Here is a 17,648-nt window from a genome sequence, read left to right as displayed (position 1 = left end):
GTCACTCCCGTCCTGCATCCGGCTTCTTGGGGCTGAAACGCATGACCAGCTTTTCCACACCGACAAAGAAGATCGGCACAAAGAAAATGGCCAGCACCGTGGCAGACAACATGCCACCAACCACACCGATACCGATTGCGTTTTGGCTGCCTGATCCGGCACCCGATGCCAAAGCCAGCGGCATAACGCCCAGAATGAACGCCAAGGACGTCATCACAATCGGACGCAGACGCTGGCGCGCCGCCTCCAGGGTGGCCTCCATCAGCCCCATGCCCTTTTCATAATATTCCTTGGCGAACTCCACGATCAGGATGGCGTTCTTGGCGGACAGACCGATGGTTGTGAGCAAACCGACCTGGAAATAGATGTCGTTCGACATGCCGGTCAGGGTAGCAGCCACCACAGCACCCAACACTCCCAACGGCACCACCAGCATCACCGCCAACGGGATCGACCAGCTTTCATACAAGGCGGCCAGACAAAGGAAGACCACCAGCAGCGAGATCGCATAAAGGGCCGGTGCCTGAGATCCAGACAAACGTTCCTCATAAGACAGACCGGTCCACGCCAGTCCCACGCCAGGCGGCAACTGCGCCACCAACTGTTCCACAGCCGCCATCGCCTCGCCAGAACTGTATCCCGGCGCAGGCTGCCCCTGGATATTCATGGAAGACGTCCCCATGAACCGTTCAAGCTTGGGCGGCCCATAGGACCAGTGCGCCGTGGCAAAGGCCGAGAAGGGCACCATCTCGCCTTGGTTATTGCGCACATGCAGCTTGCCGATATCGTCTGGCAGCATGCGGAACGGCGCATCGGCCTGTACAAATACCCGCTTCACCCGGCCCCGGTCGACGAAATCATCGACATAGGTGGAGCCCCAGAATGTGGTGAGGGTATTGTTGATATCGGCAATCTCCAGCCCCAGTGCCGCCGCCTTCTGCTTGTCCACATCGACACGCAACTGTGCGGTGTCCTCCAGGCCATTGGGGCGCACGCCGGCCAGGGCGGGATGTTGCGCCGCCATACCCAGAAATTGGTTTCGTGCTGCCAAGAGCGCTTCATGGCCGGCACCCGCCTCATCCAACAACTGGAAATCAAAGCCGGTGGCGTTGCCGAGTTCCATGACGGCCGGCGGCGTGAAGGCGAAGACCATCGCGTCCTTCAGACCCATAAAGGCGCCCATCGACCGCATGGCAATGGCCTGGGCCGTTGCGTCCGCGCCGTGGCGCTGCGACCAGTCCTTCAGCCGGATAAAGATCATAGCGGAGTTCTGGCCGCTGCCTGCAAAGCTGAAGCCGCCGACGGAGAACACGCCCTCGATATGGGCCGCTTCTTGGGTCAGCAGATAATCCTCTACCTGCTTTACCGTCTGCATGGTGCGTTCCTGGGTGGAACCGGGCGGCGCCATGACCATGGCAAAGACGATGCCCTGGTCCTCTTCCGGCAGAAAGGCCGTGGGCAAGCGCATGAACAGGAACGCCAGGATGGCAACCAGACCGGCGAAGACCAGCAGAAAACGTTTGCTGCGTCGCAATACCCCACCGGTTGCCGTCACATAGCGTTCGTTGGCCCGGTTGAAGTTGCGGTTGAACCAACCGAAAAATCCACGCCGGTCATTGTGATCCTGGGGCTTCAACAGACTGGCGCAGAGTGCCGGCGTCAGTATCAGGGCCACCAGAACCGACAGCACCATGGCCGAGACGATGGTGATGGAGAACTGGCGATAGATTACACCGGTGGACCCCGGAAAAAACGCCATGGGAACAAACACAGCCGATAGGACCAGACCGATACCGACCAGCGCGCCTGTGATCTGTTCCATGGATTTGCGGGTGGCTTCGCGGGGGGACAACCCCTCCTCCGCCATCACACGCTCAACATTCTCGACCACCACGATGGCATCATCGACGAGCAGGCCGATGGCCAGCACCACCCCGAACAAGGTCAGGGTGTTGATGGAAAAGCCGAACGCCGACAGGATACCAAAGGTGCCCAACAGCACGACCGGCACCGCGATGGTAGGGATCAGTGTGGCCCGGAGGCTTTGCAGAAACAGGTACATGACCAGGAAGACCAGTACGACGGCTTCCGCCAGGGTCTTCACCACTTCCTGGATCGACAGTTTCACGAACGGCGTTGTCTCATATGGATATTCAATATCAACACCCGCCGGGAAACTGGGGCGCAGCGTCTCGATGGCCTGCTTTACAGCCGCCGCTGTTTCCAGGGCATTAGCCCCGGTCGCCAGATTGACGGCCAAGCCGACTGCGTTCAGGCGATTATAGCGGGATACGAAATCATAGCTTTCGCCGCCCAGTTCCACCCGAGCCACATCACCCAGATGCACCGCCGAACCGTTCCGGGCAGACTTCAGCAGAATGGTGCGAAACTGTTCAGGCGTCTGCAGGCGGCTTTGTGCCGTGACGGTGGCATTCAACTGCTGCCCCTTCACCGACGGCGTGCCACCGACCTGACCGGCGGATACCTGGGCGTTCTGCGCCCGGATTGCAGCGGAGACTTCGTCCACCGTAATCCCGAAACCCGCCATCTTGATCGGGTCCAGCCAGATTCGCATGGCATAGCCGCCACCAAACACCTGGACGGAGCCGACACCGTTTACCCGGCTGATCGGATCCTGCACACGGGAGGCAACAAAATCGCCCAGATCATTGCCGTCCAACCGTCCGTCCCTGGACACAAAACCTGCCACCATCAGAAAGCTGGCAGCCGATTTCGAGACGACCACGCCACGCTGCTGCACTTCTGAGGGAAGTGATGACAAGGCCGGCGTCACCTTGTTCTGCACCTGTACCTGCGCAATGTCGGGATCGGTGCCGGCATTGAAGGTCAGGGTGATCGTCACACTGCCCGAGGCATCGCTGCTGGACGACAGATAACGCAGATTATCGATACCCTTCAGGTTCTGCTCGATCACCTGTGTCACTGTCTTTTCCAGCGTCTCTGCCGACGCACCCGGATAAGAGGCGGTAACGGCAATCGACGGCGGAGCAATGGCGGGATATTGCTCGATCGGCAGGCGCATGATGGACAGCGCGCCAGCCAGCATGATGACAATGGCGATCACCCAGGCAAAGACCGGGCGATCAATGAAAAATTTCGCCATTTCCGTTCACTCCGGGAACGATCAGCGGGCCGGCGCTGGGGCAGGACCCGCAGCGGCCGGGGCCGGATTATAGGGAACAGGCTTGACCTGTGCGCCGGGGGCCGCCTTCAACACGCCCTCTACAATCACGCGGTCATTCGCGGTCAGCCCAGTGGTGACCACCCACTGGTCCCCCACGGCCTTGACCGCAGAGACAGGACGTATTTCCACCTTGTCGTCGGCGCCGACAACCATGGTGGTCGCCACACCGCCGGGTCCAATGATCACCGCCTGCTGTGGGACCAAGATGGCGTCGGCTCGGGTTGCCTGATCGACAATCGCACGGACGAACATACCTGGCAGCAATTCCAAATTTCGGTTCGGGAACGTGGCGCGCAGACCAACAGTGCCCGTACCCTCATCCACAGTGATGTCAGAGAAGTCGAGGACGCCCTCTTCGGCATAGGGCGTGCCATCGGGCATGATCAGTTTCACTTTCAGCTTGCCGCCGTCAGCGATCGTCGCTTCACCCGATGCCACCTGGCGGCGCAGTGCGGCAACGGCATCGGCGGACTGCGTCAGGTCAATATAGATCGGATCAAGCTGCGTGACGCTGGTCATCATCTCCGCCTGCCCCGCGGTCACCAGCGCCCCCGGCGTGACACGCGAACGGCCGATGCGGCCGTCGATCGGGGACGATAAACTGGCGTAGTCCAGGTTGATCCGTGCGGTTTCCACAGCGGCGCGGCCGGCGGCGACCGCCGCCTCGCGTGCGCCAAGGTCGGAAATGGCATCATCATATTCCTGCTGGCTGACGCCCCGCACCGCGACCAAATCCTTGTAGCGGGCGGCCTTGGCCCGAACAGCCGTCAATTGTGCTTCTGCACTTTTCAGGTCGGCCTGTGCTTGTGCCAGGGCAGCGCGATAGGGGGCCGGATCGATCTGGTAAAGCGGCTGCCCCGCCTTGACATCTGTCCCCTCGATGAACAGCCGGTCTTTGATAATGCCAGAGACCTGTGGCCGTATTTCCGCCACACGATAAGGCGTGACGCGACCGGTCAACTCCGCTGTCAAGGTAAACGGCGCTTGTTTCACGGCCACAACCGCCACCTCCGGCGGCGGCATTGCCCCCATCATGCCCTGCCCACCGCCACCTGTATCCTGACCGCAGGCGGTAAGTGTCAGAGCCAGGAGGATGAGGGGGCCAGAAAGCCGCGGGGTGATCTGCATGATGAATTCCTTGAACGAGGTCGTTACCAGCGTCGCTGGTCATGTAATTACATCCGATGTCGGATGTATCACGAAGCGACGTCGATGGGTATGGTGACAAAAGCCAAACCCTTTACCACTTTCGTGATAAAGCGCCTGGATTGTGCCATTGGTCGCCCTGCCGAGACGGCGGCCTGTTAGGTTGCGGGGTCTTTATCGGCCTACCAGGGGCCATTTCAAGTGATCGCAATCACAAAACGGCCGTACGGGTTCCCCGCAATGGGCAAAGCCCCGTTGCAAAATTACCTATGTTGAAGCAAAAAAATCTGTGTACAAAGCGCCGCGCTTGCCAGCCGCCGGGCAAACCCTTGGCAACTCCCGGAAAGACGGATGGCAAACCGGGAATCCGACAGGCCCGCCGCGCATTCTGTCTGCCCCCGAACGGTAAGGATTCCCCCCGCCGGTAAGGATGGGGTGATCAGAACCCGCCTGGGACCCGGTAGATATCAGGTTCAGCCGGCTTTTCCACATAGGACAAGCGCAAACTGGCACCGGCGATTTCCGGCTGGGCATCTGGCTGAGCTGGGGGCTTTTTCAGGATGCCCAGAACCAATTCCGTCAGGCGGCCCTGCTGATCGGTGCCTTGGAAGACCAGAATATTGTCAGGGCCCAATGATTGATTGAGGATCAGACCTTCCTGGCGATAACCTTGTGCCACCAGATAGTTCCGTAAAGAATTCGCGGTCCCCACTATCTGCTGTGGCTTCGTGGGTGATCCGATTTCCTGCCCCCAGATCACGTTCACCCGGAAGAGTTTTTTGGATTTGTACCCCAAGAGGTAAGCAACCACCGCAGGGCCGCTATCCGGCAGCAGATCATTGACCTTGACGATCAAGGCGCTGGTGCGTTCTGTCGGGTCTTCCAGCTTCTGGATTGCGTCTCCCGACAGCTTAAAATCCTTACCAATGGCATCACGCACCTGCGCCTCGGTCATGCCGAAGCGTGCATTGCGGAACCCTTCGACTTTAACCTGCTTTGCGGATTGTACCACGGGTGGTTGGCCGGAACTGGCGGTATTCTGCGCCATTGTAGGCGCCGTGAACCATAGGCCCGCCAGCACCACAGCGATCCATGTCCGCATCACCATCCTCATCCTTACGTCCTGGGGGAACGACCACCGATCCTTACCGTCTGGGGGCTTACTTGCGACGTCGCAACCGTCACCCCTGGATCAAACGATCAATCCGGTCCCGCAGGGCCCGCAACGAGGCCACCTCATCGTCGGCCAACCGACCCGCACGGTCTGAGAGCTTATCCAGGCTGCGACCCAACTTGCGGGCAACAGCCAGCACCGAGTTTTCCGTCGCCGCCACTGGCACCGCCGGTTTTTGTTTGGCGACGCGCAATTCCTTGATGGTGGCGCCATCTTTGATGCGCGCCCACAGCGCCAAACGCGCGTCTTCCCCTTCGGTGTCCGCCAATACAAACAGGTGACTTTTTGTCACCCGGTCACGAAAGGCCGGATACTCGGTCTGCACTTTTTCCGGCAAGCCACGCAGCGCCAGCAGGCGCGAAACCTCCGATTTGGACAGCCCGACAATGGCCGCCAACTGTTCCTGCGCGTAATTATGCCGTTCACCCAGCCGAGCCAGAGCGGATGCGGTTTCAAGTGCATCCAGGTCCCGACGCTGGAGATTTTCCACCAACGCCACTTCTTCAATGTCGCCTTTGGTGACGACAGCAAAAATCGTGGGTTTGCCCAGCAGGCCATGGGCGCGCCACCGCCGCTCCCCCGCCGCGATGATATAGCCACCTTCGCTATGCTTCTTCACCAGGATTGGCTGCAAAAGGCCGTTATGCCGAATGCTGTCAGCCAGTTCCAACAAGGCAGCGGGGTCAAAATGCCGACGGGGCTGTTCGGGATTGGGGCGGACCTGATCCAGGTCCAATTCCACCAGTTCCGGAAAATCCGCTGATGTTCCAAACAACCGGTTCAGCCCGCTGTCGCGTGGCACCAGGGCCGTGGCCGGCGCCAGCGCCGGGTTGGTGCGGGCAAGTTTACGCGACACGGGCTTCCTCCGTCTGGTCGGCTTCAATCAGGGAATTGGCCACTTCGCGGAAGGGAGCAACAAGCGCCTGATCGGTTGCCACATCCACCGTCGGCATAGCAGCGGCTACGGATTGCGGGAAAATTGTGGATCGTGGGACCGGTGCGAAGATCCGTAACGACCCACCGAACCGCTCCGTCAGATCGGCCAGCGTGGCCCGATCCTGGGTATGGCGTGACGTGAACATGGTGGGCAGAATACCAATAATCGACAGGTCCGGATTGCCCCGGCGCCGCACCTTGGCGATCGTGTCCAACAGCAGCGGCACACCCATCATGGCCAGCATCTCCGTCTGAACAGGGATCAGCACACCGGTCGCGGCGGCCAAAGCGTTTAAGGTCATCATGCCCAGATGCGGCGGACAATCCAGCAGGATATAGTCATAAGAGCGCGCAACGCTGGACAGTTTCTCCCGCAAAACCAGCGTGCCCATCGGTTCGGCCATCAGTTCGGTTTCCGCCGCCGACAGCAGGATGGTGGACGGCAGCAGATGAAAACGCCCATCGCAGACCGGCATCACCGCACCGGACACGGGCTGATCCTTGAGCATGACATGATAGGTGGTGCGCCCGGCATCGGAGGCATCAGCCTGCGAAATCCCCAGATGGACGGTGGCGCTGGCCTGCGGATCGGCATCAACCAGAAGCACCCGCTGACCCAACGCGGCCAGGGCGGCCGCGATGTTGACGGCAGCGCTGGTCTTGCCCACCCCACCTTTCTGGTTCGAGATGGCAATAATGGTCGCACGGTCCCGCTGCCGCCGAGCCGGCGCCACGACAATATCGGCCACGGCCTGCGGGATCTTCTCTGTTCCGCCTTCCCAGCGTGAAACCCGGCCCTTGTCATACCGGCGGCCCAGGCGGGCATTCAGCCACTCGGCAAAGGCCTGTTGCGTATCCCCCCGCGCTTCCCGCGCAGCCCGCAACGCCGCCCCATCCATCATCGCCCCCAACCGCTTGTGGCTGCTTCTCAACCGGCAGCATAGGGATCGGTTGACGGTATGTCAACTGGTGGGGTTGTGAGGCGTCAACAGGGCCTTCAGTAATCCACCCCCTGCAGGAAGTCTGCTGCGGCGTTGGCCCATTCGACTGGGTGTTGGTCCAGAATGTCGATGCCGCCGCCTTCGATAGCATGGAAGGCAAAATCGGGGCGCAGGCGGTGGGCTTCTAAGGCAGCCTGATAGATCATGTCACCGGTATTGGTCAGTATCAGGGTGGGCTGACGTAGGGCTATCAGGGGGGCTTCCTGACGATATGCAAAGGCGGCGGCGTGGCCGTACCAGTAGGCGCCCATGGCGTAAGCCTGCATCGCCTGCACCACATACTCGGTGATGCGATCCAGACTGACGGTACCGGCGGCATATCGCTCGCGGAGCTTGGCCACCTCCACCATATGGGCGGCATCAGGTTTTGCTCTGAACGCCTTTTCCCGCGTCACGATGTCGTCGATCAAAGCCTGACGAACATTGTCCGGGATCAGCAGTGGCCCCCCCAGGATGCAGGCGCTGATCCGGTCTGGGTAAAGATTGGCGGCCTCGTTAGCAACCAGCGCGCCCGTATGATGGCCACCGATCGCGGCACGTTCGATGCCCAGGGCATTCAGAAGCGCCGGAATGGCAGCGGCGTAATCAGCGATGCTGGGCGGTGTCGCAGGCGGGTCGGAAAGGCCGAATCCAGGCAGGTCCAGCGCAATCGGGCGTATGCCGCGCGTTAGGAAGGGCTGGAATACATGATCGTATTCGTTGGCCGACATGATGGCCTGGTGCACCAGAACCAGCGGTTTACCAACAGCCCCGTCCCAGAAATGGATTTGGCCAAAGGGACCATCCGCATATCCGCGCCGTAACCGCACCATCGCCCTCTCCTTGATCCTGATATGGCGCCGGCAGCATCACCGGAACCGTGTCAGGGAACATCCAGGCTTTCGCCCCCTGTTCAGCAGGCGGTCAGATCAGGCCTTCTTGACGAAGCAGGTTTTCAATACGAGGCCCTTCACCTTCTCCACCTTGCCTTCAATTTCTTCAGGATCGCTGGTCAGGTGGATATTCTTCACCACTGTGCCGCGCTTCAACGTGACATTGGCACCCTTGACCTTCAGATCCTTGATCAGGGTGACGCTGTCACCCTCGGCCAGGATATTGCCGTTGCAATCCTTGACGTCCATCACCTGCACCCTTTCTGCTTTCAGCGGTGCGGGACCATAGAACAGCGGTGTGGGCGGACTGGATTGAAGAATGCACATCGCCAACCGGCTTCAATGTGCATCTGTTGAAATGCTGACCAGATCAACGTCCGTTGCGTGCAGCAAGAAACTCGACCTCAGCAATGGAACCTGAGGTCAGCGAGGACAGGACTAAACGCACCGTGGGCTCGTGGCTGCGCCGCGCAGTTTCCGCCGTCGCAGCATGGCCAGCGCGCAGAACCAACTTGCGGGTACCCCTTGCCGTTTCCTCAATACCCACCACGCTGAGATCGCGCAGCAGAGGCCCTGGTACCTGCTTCTGGCTCAACGCATGGCGGGCAGCAGCCCATAGCGCTTCGGCATCATCCGCATCCGGAAGCGGCGGAGCCGGTTCAGGCAGCGAACGGGACAGTGTCAGTCCGGGCTTGGCGGATTCAACCGGTTCGCGCCGCGTCTTACGGCCTGTGGAACTACGCTCACGCTCCAGGAACGTATCGGCCGCCTCATCCTCATCTTTGGCGTGGAAATCAAGGGTCACTTCCTCAATCTTGCGGCCCTTGCGTTTCATTTTGTCTTCCGGCATCTCCACCCGGAACGGGGCAAGCTGGTTCACCTCTGCCATAGCGCGGTCGATGGTGCGGGTGCGGAGAATGCCAAAATCCTTGTATGCCCCCTCCGGCACATTCAGCAGTTTACGCAGGGTTTCGATATCCAGTGTCAAGGACGGGTGGTCCATCTGATAGCGCTGCATCCCGATCTCATAGAGCTTCAGAGCATAGGTGCTGGTGACCTTCACCATGGCCGGCCCGGAGAGGCGTGCCCAAAGCTGTGAGGAACGTTGGAGTTCCAGAAAGGCATCGGTGAATTGAAAATGAATATCAGCGCTATCGATCTCCACCTCATCCTCTGGCCGGACATAGGAGGAAAGGATACGCAGTTCAGCACGGCTGCGGCGACCGCGAAACGGGCCAATGACGACCAGGGAACTTTCGTAGATCTCCTTCAATGCATCGAAAATACGTTCATTGCCCTTGTGATTGCCCCGGACCACCTTTTTGGGCAGGCGGTACAGTTTGTTGGCGAAGTTCTGGCTGCCGGCCAGATGGATCATAAAATTCAACATCTTCTGCGCAGGCAAGGACAGACGTGAACCATTAGCCGGGTAGGAATAGACGGCTTCAGCCGCCTTGATCAGGTGTTTATATCCATCGCGCTCAAACGTGGCCGCAGCAACCCGTGCCGTCTGTCCTGCCCTATCAAGCGCTGGCAGGTTCTGCGCCGCTTCTGCGTCGACGGGGCTACCGTCAACATCAATGACCACACCGGGATCGCCAGCGTTGGGTACATAGGGTACAATGGCGGCCAACGCCTGATCGCGCACCGGATCGGCAATACTGGTCTTTCTCCGGCTCGATGGCATGCTGGTTCCCCTGTTCCCTACCGGCAAGCTAGTCCCTTCCTTACAGCCAAGGCAAGTAAGGAAAGGTGTTTTCCACAGGGAATCACACGGCCTTACCGGGTGGGGGCGCACCTTACGCCCCGGGGCGCAGGGTAAACGCCCCCGGCAGGTATGAATACACACCCCCAACCTGTAAGGAATATCGCTGAAAACAGCAGCAAATCCGCGGCTCTCCGAGGCCTAGAATCTTTAGTTAGAATCTTGGAACAAAATCAGGAGAGGATTTAATGTGAGGAAGAGAGGGACATGCATAGGCACCGTGTCCTCAACTACTCGCGACTCGCGGCAACCATTCCTTACGCATCGGGGGATTGGCGACTCCGGCACCAGTATCCGCCTGGCATCCTTACAGCGTGGGGGCGTCCTTACGGCTTGGGGGTCATGGGGGATTTGGCCCTTCTCCCGCAAGAGGTAAGGAATGCAATCCCCCAGGATGTAAGGATAGGTGTCGCGGATGATGGTGGACACAGCCAATCCAGATGCAACAACCATGGTAATCCGCGTGTTTTTTGTCCCCAAGCGGTAAGGACTGACGATTAAACATATAGACTGGCCGCCGCAATCGCGCCTGCCCCCAGCCCGTAAGGATTATCCGATTCCCTTACCGTTTGGGGGCGCCCCCAAACGGTAAGGATGATCGGTGTCAGTCCAGAGAGCGCAGCGCCTGGGCCAGATCCAATTCCATTTCAAGCACCCGCCACTCCGCGGCCGAACGCAGTTCGCCCTTGGGGAGCAGCATCAACATGGCGAATCCGATTTCATGCCGGTCGTCAAGTAAAGGCAAAAGCAGCCGGTGATAGCCCAGTTTTTTCCTGAAGACCCGGAAACGCCGGTCACTGAAAACAGGGCCCGCCACGCTCAGCATCCGGCGATAAGCCTCGCGGACTTCCTTTAAAGTCTGCCCACTATAGCAATGCGACAGAAGCCGTCCGGTCAAGGGGCTGCCAAATAGCTCTACCAGCTTCGGTCCAGCCCATAGATAGCGGGCGTGATCGACACCAAGGCGTAGATCAACCAGGGCCAGATTGCCCGCCATATTACGCAGGGCGACCGGGGTAAAGTCCATCGCCTGAGGAATTTCGCTGCCGCTGCTACAGCTACGCCAGTGGTCACACAGGGTCACCATCATGTCGGGTGTATCGGCCATCGGCTCCGGTGCATGGGTTTCCCACATGCCGAACGGTGCGGCCAGACGAGTGAGAATGACGGTACCCATGAGAAACCTGACTGGTTGGCCGAGACAAGATGACGGGCCCTACCAAGGCTGGCAACTCGGAATATCGTCTCATAATAAGTCGCAGTAGCGATATCTGGTTGCGACGTCGCATTTACCGACAAACCTGAAGCTGGTTTACGCCATGGCCGCCAGCGCGGAGAAGGACCGGACGCGGTCAATCATTGCGACAACTGAGCATTGGACAGGCAGGCTCAGACATGGCATCGCATGTGGCATGAACAGCGCCATGATGATCAGACAGGGCGGGTGGCAAAGCTGGGCAGTGTGGGGGCTGCTGACGGCATTGCTATTTGTTGCGCTGATACCGCGTGGCTATATGCCGGACGTTCAGGCCTTACGCCGTGGCGCATTATCCTTAACAATTTGTGGCTTGGTTGAACCAGGCCAGGGTGATGCGAAAACGGCGACGCACCTGGATCAGGTCGCAGCGTGCCCGTTTGGTTTATTGCCATCCCTGTCGGCACCGACCGGGTCTGTTGCAATGCCCCTGCCCCGGCAGTGGGGTGTAATGGCGGCCGGCATCGTCACCGCCTTGGTGAGCGGCCAACGGGTCTGGATTGCCGGGTTGGGTGCGCGAGGGCCGCCGGGTCTTTGATCCGCCCTGCCCTTCCCACTGCATCCAATCAATCACCCATGGGAATACTGACCATGCGTACTTTTGCCCGTAACCTCGTTGTCTCTGCTGCCGCCGCTTTGCTTTTCGTTGGTGCGGCTCAGGCAGAAATCAGCGTTTCCAATCCCTTCTCACGCGCCTCGGCACCGCAAGCTAAGGCCGGTGCCGCTTTCATGACTTTGTCGATCGATGCTGGGGCTGACAAGCTGCTGGGCGCCAGCAGCCCGGTGGCTGAAACCGTCGAGCTTCACACCCATCTGATGGAAGGCGGTATCGCGCGGATGCGGCCCGTGGAAGGCGGTATCGCTGTAACTGCCGGCACGCCGACAGAACTGAAGCCCGGCGGTCTGCATATCATGTTGATGGGTCTGAAGGCCCCCCTTAAACAGGGTGAGAGCTTCCCCCTGACCTTGAAGTTTGAGAAGGCTGGCGAGGTGCCGGTGACTGTTCCGGTTCAGGGTCCGGGGGCGATGGCGCCCATGAAGGGCCATGGTCATGACGGCCATGCCGGCCATCATCATTAAGCCAATCGCCTGCTGATGAGGCGCCGGACCTTCTGGACCGGCCTGGCCGTACTGGCGACTGCCGTACTGCTGGGCTCCATAGCCCTGATTGCCGACCGACTGTCACCGCAGCGGACAGAGCAGGGGCATGGGCGGGCCGCCATTGGCGGCCCCTTCACCCTGACTGACCATCTGGGGCAGCCAGTCACCCAGGACATTCTGAAAGGCAAACTCTCCCTGGTCTATTTCGGGTACAGTTTCTGCCCGGATATCTGCCCCACGGATCTGCAACTGATTGCACAAGCATTGGATCAGCTTACGCCAGAAGAACTGGCTGACACCCAAGCGCTGTTCGTCAGTATCGATCCGGAGCGGGATACGGTGGCGCAGTTGGCCGGCTATGTCGGCCTGTTTCATCCCGCGATCCGCGGTCTGACCGGTACACCGGAACAGATAGATGCAGCGACCAAATCCTATCGCGCCTACTACAAGAAAATCTCGGCGGAGGAAGCAGGAACCACGGACTATCTGATGGACCATTCCGCCTTCATCTACCTGATGAACCGCGACGGCGATTTTGTCCGTGTCTTCGGCCATGGGGTGAATCCCGGTGAAATGGTCGAATGGATCCGGCGGGTGCGGGCGGGTTAGCGACGGGTTGGACGTGTGATCGCCTCAAATGGAAGCATTTTGGGTGATCACATGTCCCCCTCCCCCAAGCCGTAAGGATTGAATACTTTCTGCTACCGCTTCGACAGCGCCGCGTCGAGGGAAGGTCGTGCGGAACGCGAGGCGCACAGTACGCCCTGCTATGCCAGGGAGCAGCGGGCGGGCAACGGTTCCCGGCACCGGCACATTGCGCCCTGCCACGACCAGGGCGGGCGCCAGGGTGCAGCCATAACCAGCAGCCACCATATTGAGCAGCATCTCCAGGCTTGTGGCCCGCAGGTCAGCACGACCGGGCCCCGCTTGATGACATGCCGCCAGGGCCTGGTCACGCAGGCAGTGTCCATCGGCCAGAACCAGCATCTCAACACCCTGCAGCGCGGCCTCCGAGATCACCGGTTGTTCCGCCAGCGGATGCGCGTCGGGAACCACCAGCAGGAATGGTTCCTCAAACAGCGCCAGACTGTGGATATCGTCATCATCCACCTCTGTTGCCAGCAGCACCGCATCGAGATCGTGTCGCCGCAGTCTGCTCAACAGATTGTCGGTGATGTCCTCCCACAGGACGAGGTCCAATTGCGGATACTCGCGTTTCAATGGACCCAGAAGCCGGGGGATCAGATAGGGACCAAGGGTTGGAATGACCCCAAGCCGTAAGGAACCGGAAAGTGGGTCGCGCCATCCTTGCGCCAGTGCCGCGATGGCGTCCGCATTTTCCACAGCGGCCCGGGCCAAGGGTACAATCTGCGCCGCAGCCGGTGTGGCGATAACCGATTTGTTCGTCCGCTCGAACAGGGTGATCCCCAACATTTCTTCCAGTTTGCGGATTTGGCCCGACAGGGTTGGCTGACTGACATTGCAGGCCTCAGCCGCCCGCCCAAAATGCCGGTGGTCGGCAACGGCGATGACATAGCGCAGGTCACGCAGATTCATCTTTTCTCTCGCAGATGCGCAATAGGTGGCACCAATCATAACCATCTGAACAATCAATTGTACCGGTCAATCCGAGGGCGATACGGTCAGATATTGGTTTTGTCATGCCATGGTTGCGACGTCGCAAGTGCTGGCAGGAGGATCATCATGAAGTCTCATCGGGCACCGCCCGCTATCCTGACGCGGGCCGTCTATCGGCTAGGGGCAAGTGTCTTTCTGCTGCTGGGTATGGTCGGAATGGTGGTGCCGGTGATGCCAACAACCGTGTTTCTGCTGTTGTCCGTCTGGTGTTTGCTGCGTTTAGGCGATCATCGTGCGGAACGGTTGCTAAACCATCCCCGATTTGGGGCGCCTCTGAGACTGTTCATGGAGCAGGGGGCCATGACAAGGCGGGCAAAACTGGCGGCGTTGAGCAGCCTGCTTCTGGCCGCCGTGCTGCTTGTGTTCAGTGCCGGTCCGCATTCCTGGCTGGCTGGTGCTGGTATCGGCGTCATGGTCCTTGCCGGACTTTACTTAGTGACGCGACCAGAGCCGCCGCAAACCCGAAAGGTGAGGATTCTGGGTCGAGCAGAGTTTCGCAGAAACATTGACCGTCTATAGACCTGCGCTCGGTCGTGCGCGTTAGACATTAAAAGATATGTATTAGGCGACCGGACCTTGGACGGCGCGCTTCACAAGGAAACTTCAAAAGCCCATGGTCGCCAACACATGGGCTTTCTTTTTGCCCGCCCCTCATGGCTTCGCGGTCCGGCCCAGCATCGTTTGCAAGAGTTTCTCGCCGGGGGCCTTCGCTGGTGGAGCCAGTTCCAGACGGTGATCAGCTGTCAGAAAAACCGACAATTTTTCGCCCGGCCGTGTGCGCAGATGCGCCAGCATCTCAGCCGTTAAACTGATGGTGCCATCGGGCCCGATGGTGACTTCCATGGCATTGATCCGCGAATAATGAGGCCTCAGAATAGTCGGCCTTTTCGGTCACGGCAATCATCACGACTGTGCCGGCCTGTCCGACAAGATTTGGGGGCAGCAGCGACAACCAGAGTGCGGGCAAAGTGACATGCCGCTCTGTTGGTGCCCCCCAAACGGTAAGGATAAATTACAGCCAGCCGGCCAGTTCGCGTTCCACGATGGCACGCAGCAGGTTGATATGGTCAGGATGCTCATTCAGGCACGGAATGTAGGTAAAGTCGGTCCCCCCAGCGGTAAGGAAGGTCTCCCGGATGCCCTGGTTCACTTCTTCCAACGTCTCGACGCAATCGCTGACAAAGGCGGGGGCGAGAATAGCCAACTTCTTCACGCCCTGTTCCGGTAGCGCCTTGACCATCGGTTCCAGATAGGGCTGCAGCCATTCTGTCCGGCCGAAACGGGATTGGAATGCGTGGGTCAACCTGTCGGCATCCATGCCCAGCCTCTCCCGCAGCAGACGGGCGGTTTTTAGGCAGTAGCAATGGTATGGATCACCCTTGTCCAGATACATCTTTGGCAGCCCGTGGAAGGAAGCGATGATGCGATCAGGCTTCCAGGACAGGCTATCAAGGTGGCGCGTAACCCCAGCGGCCAGCGCGTCAATATAGGCGGGGTCGTCATGATAGGTCGGAACCGTGCGGATCGCCGGTTGGCGGCGCAAGGTCATCAAATGCCGGAATGCCTGGTCACAGGCGGTGGCCGTGGTGGTGGCACTGTACTGCGGATACAGCGGAAATAGCAGAATACGCTCACACCCCTTGGCAATCAGGCTGTCGATACCCGCGGCTGTTGATGGTTGACCATAGCGCATGCCCCATTCCACCAGGACGGAGCCTGCGGGCCCCCCATGCAGTGCCGCGCGCAACCCTTCAGCCTGCGCGCGGGTGAAGGTCTTCAGGGGGCTCTCATTTAACTCGCGGTTCCAGATGCCGGCATAGGCATGGCCACTCTTCCGGGGACGGAAGGTCAGGATGATGCCCTGAAGAATTGGTTGCCAGATGGCCTGGGGTACTTCCACCACCCGTCGGTCCGACAGGAATTCGGACAGGTATCGACGCATGGACCAGTAGTCAGTCGCCTCCGGTGTTCCCAGATTAATCAGCAACACACCGATCTTGGGTGCCCGGACAGGCGGATGACCAGCGGGCAGGGGGGACGAGGGGTTGTTCTGGGTCAATTCTGAAAACACTCTGGCAGGAATGGGGTCGCCGTTCCGGTCAGGAACGGGCGCGCACCATTGCCGCCAGGGCTTTGCGGTGACGGTGCGCCTGCATCAAGATATCCGCTGGGGCCAAACCTTCAATGACCAAACAGCCATTTTCAGATGAAAGTCCCGCACCATAGCGGTGCAGGGACTGTATCAGCTTTTCCAGGGATTTGCGTTGCATCGTCCTTCCTCCATCGCGATGGTCGCAGGATGTCAGGAAGGACGGCAACAGGGAAATCGATTGAACAAATGGCAATGATAGGCCCTGCCTATCAGGCGCCGCAGCACTTCTTGAATTTCTTGCCCGATCCACAGATGCAGGGATCGTTGCGGCCAACCTTGATGACCGTACGGGGACGTTGGCCCATCACGCCATCGACATACCACCAGCGACCATCCTGTTGCTTGAAACGGCCGGTTTCGTGATGGATCAGGTCCTTGCCGTCCATCGTAAACTTGGCCACGAACTCCACATAGGCCTCGTCCGGGGTCTGGCCGTCAGCCGTGGAACGAACTTCCAGGCCGGTCCAGATGCTTTTGGATGCCCATTCGGTGACCTGGGCCACATCGAAATCATCCTGTGTGCCCGGCAGCAGGGTTTCGCCCAGGTAGTTGACATCCTGCTTGGCAAAGGCGGTGTAGCGCGACCGCATCAGCGCTTCGGGCGTCGGGGCTGGTTCGGTACGGGCCAGATAGGGGCCACAGCAGGCATCAAATTCACGGCCGCTGTCGCAGGGGCACTTGCTCATTTGCTCACTCATTCTTGGAAGTCGATCACTTGCGGGCGGGATAGCGTATTGGGCACAGGTTCACCAGTGCGCTTATCACAGATCCAGTGACAGTTCGCGACCCGGCGCCTCGCTATGGTCATGCCAATGCAGGTTGCAGCGTGGTTCATAGAGATCGGCCTGCCCCAGTTCGACGGTGCGGTCATTGCGGTGCTTCTTGAAGGTTTTGTGCGCTTCATGCCCGCAGACGGCGCAGCGGGACTTCAGCTTCCACAGCCCATCCGCCATGGCCGCCAGCGTAGCTGTCACCGGGAAGGCCCGGCCGCGCCAGTCCAGATCCAGGCCGGACACGGCGACATCAATGCCCCTGTGCAGCAATGTGCGCACATCCTCGATCACATCGCCGTGGTAGTGTGGGTCCACGCAGAACTGTACCTCGTCGATGAAGACAGCCTTGATTGTGTCCGGTACGGCAGGCATGCGGGTGATGGGCAGGGCGTCAAAACCGATACCATCGTGATTGACGACCCGGTTCTCCGCATAACGTACGTCAAAGGCTGGCTTCAGCAGCATGATGTGAGAGCCGGTGCCGTGCGTGTACCAGATCGCGCGCTTCAAGATTTCCGTGGACTTGCCGGAGAACATGGGTCCGCAGATGACTTCCAGCTTTCCGTAGCGCATGCCTGTTTCCTGTCGATGGGTCGGGGCTTTCCATAGCCGACTTCACGTGATCGTGCC

General features: G+C 59.6%; 18 protein-coding genes. 3 read left to right on the top strand and 15 right to left on the bottom strand.

Annotated elements, in window-relative coordinates:
* Position 1 precedes the first annotated feature (1 nt).
* The 9 genes from CHU95_RS01585 to CHU95_RS01545 all read right to left on the bottom strand — a co-directional run bounded on the left by CHU95_RS01585 (position 2) and on the right by CHU95_RS01545 (position 11,207).
* Positions 2-3,124 carry an efflux RND transporter permease subunit gene (locus CHU95_RS01585; protein WP_094453049.1) on the bottom strand — a complete coding sequence of 1,041 codons (3,123 nt, stop codon included), beginning with the start codon at positions 3,122-3,124 and terminating at the stop codon, positions 2-4.
* A gap of 21 nt (positions 3,125-3,145) precedes the next feature.
* Positions 3,146-4,333 (bottom strand): efflux RND transporter periplasmic adaptor subunit, encoded by a 1,188-nt coding sequence (locus CHU95_RS01580; protein ID WP_094453047.1) that lies wholly within the window; start codon positions 4,331-4,333, stop codon positions 3,146-3,148.
* A gap of 457 nt (positions 4,334-4,790) precedes the next feature.
* Positions 4,791-5,459, bottom strand: a complete 669-nt coding sequence (locus CHU95_RS01575) for a hypothetical protein (protein ID WP_094453045.1) — start codon at positions 5,457-5,459, stop codon at positions 4,791-4,793.
* A 73-nt stretch (positions 5,460-5,532) separates the two neighbouring features.
* Entirely contained in the window at positions 5,533-6,381 is an 849-nt protein-coding gene (locus tag CHU95_RS01570) for a ParB/RepB/Spo0J family partition protein (protein ID WP_165771946.1), read from the bottom strand.
* Positions 6,371-7,363: a ParA family protein gene (locus CHU95_RS01565; protein ID WP_245837800.1), complete on the bottom strand. Its 993-nt coding sequence runs from the start codon at positions 7,361-7,363 to the stop codon at positions 6,371-6,373. The genes CHU95_RS01570 and CHU95_RS01565 overlap by 11 nt, the downstream gene beginning before the upstream one ends.
* Positions 7,364-7,458: 95 nt before the next feature.
* Positions 7,459-8,274, bottom strand: coding sequence for an alpha/beta fold hydrolase (locus CHU95_RS01560; protein ID WP_094453041.1), 816 nt, complete (start codon positions 8,272-8,274; stop codon positions 7,459-7,461).
* 96 nt (positions 8,275-8,370) lie between these two features.
* On the bottom strand, positions 8,371-8,583 hold the full coding sequence (locus tag CHU95_RS01555) for an alkylphosphonate utilization protein (RefSeq protein WP_094453093.1): 213 nt from the start codon (positions 8,581-8,583) through the stop codon (positions 8,371-8,373).
* 121 nt (positions 8,584-8,704) lie between these two features.
* A complete protein-coding gene (locus CHU95_RS01550) occupies positions 8,705-10,021 on the bottom strand; it encodes a replication initiation protein (RefSeq protein WP_094453039.1) in 1,317 nt (438 codons plus the stop codon).
* Positions 10,022-10,703: 682 nt separating this feature from the next.
* Positions 10,704-11,207, bottom strand: coding sequence for a PAS domain-containing protein (locus tag CHU95_RS01545; protein ID WP_165771945.1), 504 nt, complete (start codon positions 11,205-11,207; stop codon positions 10,704-10,706).
* A 738-nt stretch (positions 11,208-11,945) separates the two neighbouring features.
* On the opposite strand from CHU95_RS01545, the gene CHU95_RS01535 reads away from it, so the two are divergent.
* Together CHU95_RS01535 and CHU95_RS01530 are read left to right on the top strand one after the other, a co-directional pair.
* The gene (locus CHU95_RS01535; protein WP_245837798.1) at positions 11,946-12,434 is read left to right on the top strand and encodes a copper chaperone PCu(A)C; all 489 of its coding nucleotides are present in this window, start codon (positions 11,946-11,948) and stop codon (positions 12,432-12,434) included.
* Positions 12,435-12,449: 15 nt separating this feature from the next.
* On the top strand, positions 12,450-13,064 hold the full coding sequence (locus tag CHU95_RS01530; RefSeq protein ID WP_094453031.1) for an SCO family protein: 615 nt from the start codon (positions 12,450-12,452) through the stop codon (positions 13,062-13,064).
* A 24-nt stretch (positions 13,065-13,088) separates the two neighbouring features.
* Here the strand turns inward: CHU95_RS01530 and CHU95_RS01525 are convergent, their stop codons facing one another.
* A complete protein-coding gene (locus CHU95_RS01525) occupies positions 13,089-14,012 on the bottom strand; it encodes a LysR substrate-binding domain-containing protein (protein ID WP_094453029.1) in 924 nt (307 codons plus the stop codon).
* Between the two features lie 147 nt (positions 14,013-14,159).
* Between CHU95_RS01525 and CHU95_RS01520 the strand changes: the two genes are divergently transcribed.
* Positions 14,160-14,612, top strand: a complete 453-nt coding sequence (locus tag CHU95_RS01520; protein ID WP_165771944.1) for a YbaN family protein — start codon at positions 14,160-14,162, stop codon at positions 14,610-14,612.
* 132 nt (positions 14,613-14,744) lie between these two features.
* Here the strand turns inward: CHU95_RS01520 and CHU95_RS01515 are convergent, their stop codons facing one another.
* The 5 genes from CHU95_RS01515 to CHU95_RS01500 all read right to left on the bottom strand — a co-directional run bounded on the left by CHU95_RS01515 (position 14,745) and on the right by CHU95_RS01500 (position 17,591).
* Entirely contained in the window at positions 14,745-14,936 is a 192-nt protein-coding gene (locus tag CHU95_RS01515; RefSeq protein WP_094453028.1) for a hypothetical protein, read from the bottom strand.
* A gap of 169 nt (positions 14,937-15,105) precedes the next feature.
* Positions 15,106-16,152, bottom strand: a complete 1,047-nt coding sequence (hemH, locus tag CHU95_RS01510; RefSeq protein ID WP_245837796.1) for a ferrochelatase — start codon at positions 16,150-16,152, stop codon at positions 15,106-15,108.
* Positions 16,153-16,192: 40 nt separating this feature from the next.
* Complete coding sequence (locus CHU95_RS22265; protein ID WP_165771943.1) at positions 16,193-16,363, bottom strand: hypothetical protein; 171 nt, start codon at positions 16,361-16,363, stop codon at positions 16,193-16,195.
* A 91-nt stretch (positions 16,364-16,454) separates the two neighbouring features.
* Positions 16,455-16,931: a YchJ family protein gene (locus CHU95_RS01505; protein WP_094453026.1), complete on the bottom strand. Its 477-nt coding sequence runs from the start codon at positions 16,929-16,931 to the stop codon at positions 16,455-16,457.
* A gap of 75 nt (positions 16,932-17,006) precedes the next feature.
* The gene (locus CHU95_RS01500; protein WP_094453025.1) at positions 17,007-17,591 is read right to left on the bottom strand and encodes a thymidine kinase; all 585 of its coding nucleotides are present in this window, start codon (positions 17,589-17,591) and stop codon (positions 17,007-17,009) included.
* Between the last annotated feature and the right edge of the window lie 57 nt (positions 17,592-17,648).

Origin of the sequence: Niveispirillum lacus (assembly GCF_002251795.1) — a bacterium.
Lineage (GTDB): Bacteria > Pseudomonadota > Alphaproteobacteria > Azospirillales > Azospirillaceae > Niveispirillum > Niveispirillum lacus.
This window is presented reverse-complemented; position numbering and strand designations above follow the sequence as displayed.

Coding starts and splice junctions, on each gene's coding strand:
- CHU95_RS01585 (WP_094453049.1), bottom strand. CDS start 3,124: ATGGCGAAATTTTTCATTGATCGCCCGGTCTTTGCCTGGGTGATCGCC.
- CHU95_RS01580 (WP_094453047.1), bottom strand. CDS start 4,333: ATGCAGATCACCCCGCGGCTTTCTGGCCCCCTCATCCTCCTGGCTCTG.
- CHU95_RS01575 (WP_094453045.1), bottom strand. CDS start 5,459: ATGGTGATGCGGACATGGATCGCTGTGGTGCTGGCGGGCCTATGGTTC.
- CHU95_RS01565 (WP_245837800.1), bottom strand. CDS start 7,363: ATGATGGATGGGGCGGCGTTGCGGGCTGCGCGGGAAGCGCGGGGGGAT.
- CHU95_RS01560 (WP_094453041.1), bottom strand. CDS start 8,274: ATGGTGCGGTTACGGCGCGGATATGCGGATGGTCCCTTTGGCCAAATC.
- CHU95_RS01555 (WP_094453093.1), bottom strand. CDS start 8,583: ATGGACGTCAAGGATTGCAACGGCAATATCCTGGCCGAGGGTGACAGC.
- CHU95_RS01550 (WP_094453039.1), bottom strand. CDS start 10,021: ATGCCATCGAGCCGGAGAAAGACCAGTATTGCCGATCCGGTGCGCGAT.
- CHU95_RS01545 (WP_165771945.1), bottom strand. CDS start 11,207: ATGGCCGATACACCCGACATGATGGTGACCCTGTGTGACCACTGGCGT.
- CHU95_RS01535 (WP_245837798.1), top strand. CDS start 11,946: ATGCGTACTTTTGCCCGTAACCTCGTTGTCTCTGCTGCCGCCGCTTTG.
- CHU95_RS01530 (WP_094453031.1), top strand. CDS start 12,450: ATGAGGCGCCGGACCTTCTGGACCGGCCTGGCCGTACTGGCGACTGCC.
- CHU95_RS01525 (WP_094453029.1), bottom strand. CDS start 14,012: ATGAATCTGCGTGACCTGCGCTATGTCATCGCCGTTGCCGACCACCGG.
- CHU95_RS01520 (WP_165771944.1), top strand. CDS start 14,160: ATGAAGTCTCATCGGGCACCGCCCGCTATCCTGACGCGGGCCGTCTAT.
- CHU95_RS01515 (WP_094453028.1), bottom strand. CDS start 14,936: ATGGAAGTCACCATCGGGCCCGATGGCACCATCAGTTTAACGGCTGAG.
- CHU95_RS22265 (WP_165771943.1), bottom strand. CDS start 16,363: ATGCAACGCAAATCCCTGGAAAAGCTGATACAGTCCCTGCACCGCTAT.
- CHU95_RS01505 (WP_094453026.1), bottom strand. CDS start 16,931: ATGAGCAAGTGCCCCTGCGACAGCGGCCGTGAATTTGATGCCTGCTGT.
- CHU95_RS01500 (WP_094453025.1), bottom strand. CDS start 17,591: ATGCGCTACGGAAAGCTGGAAGTCATCTGCGGACCCATGTTCTCCGGC.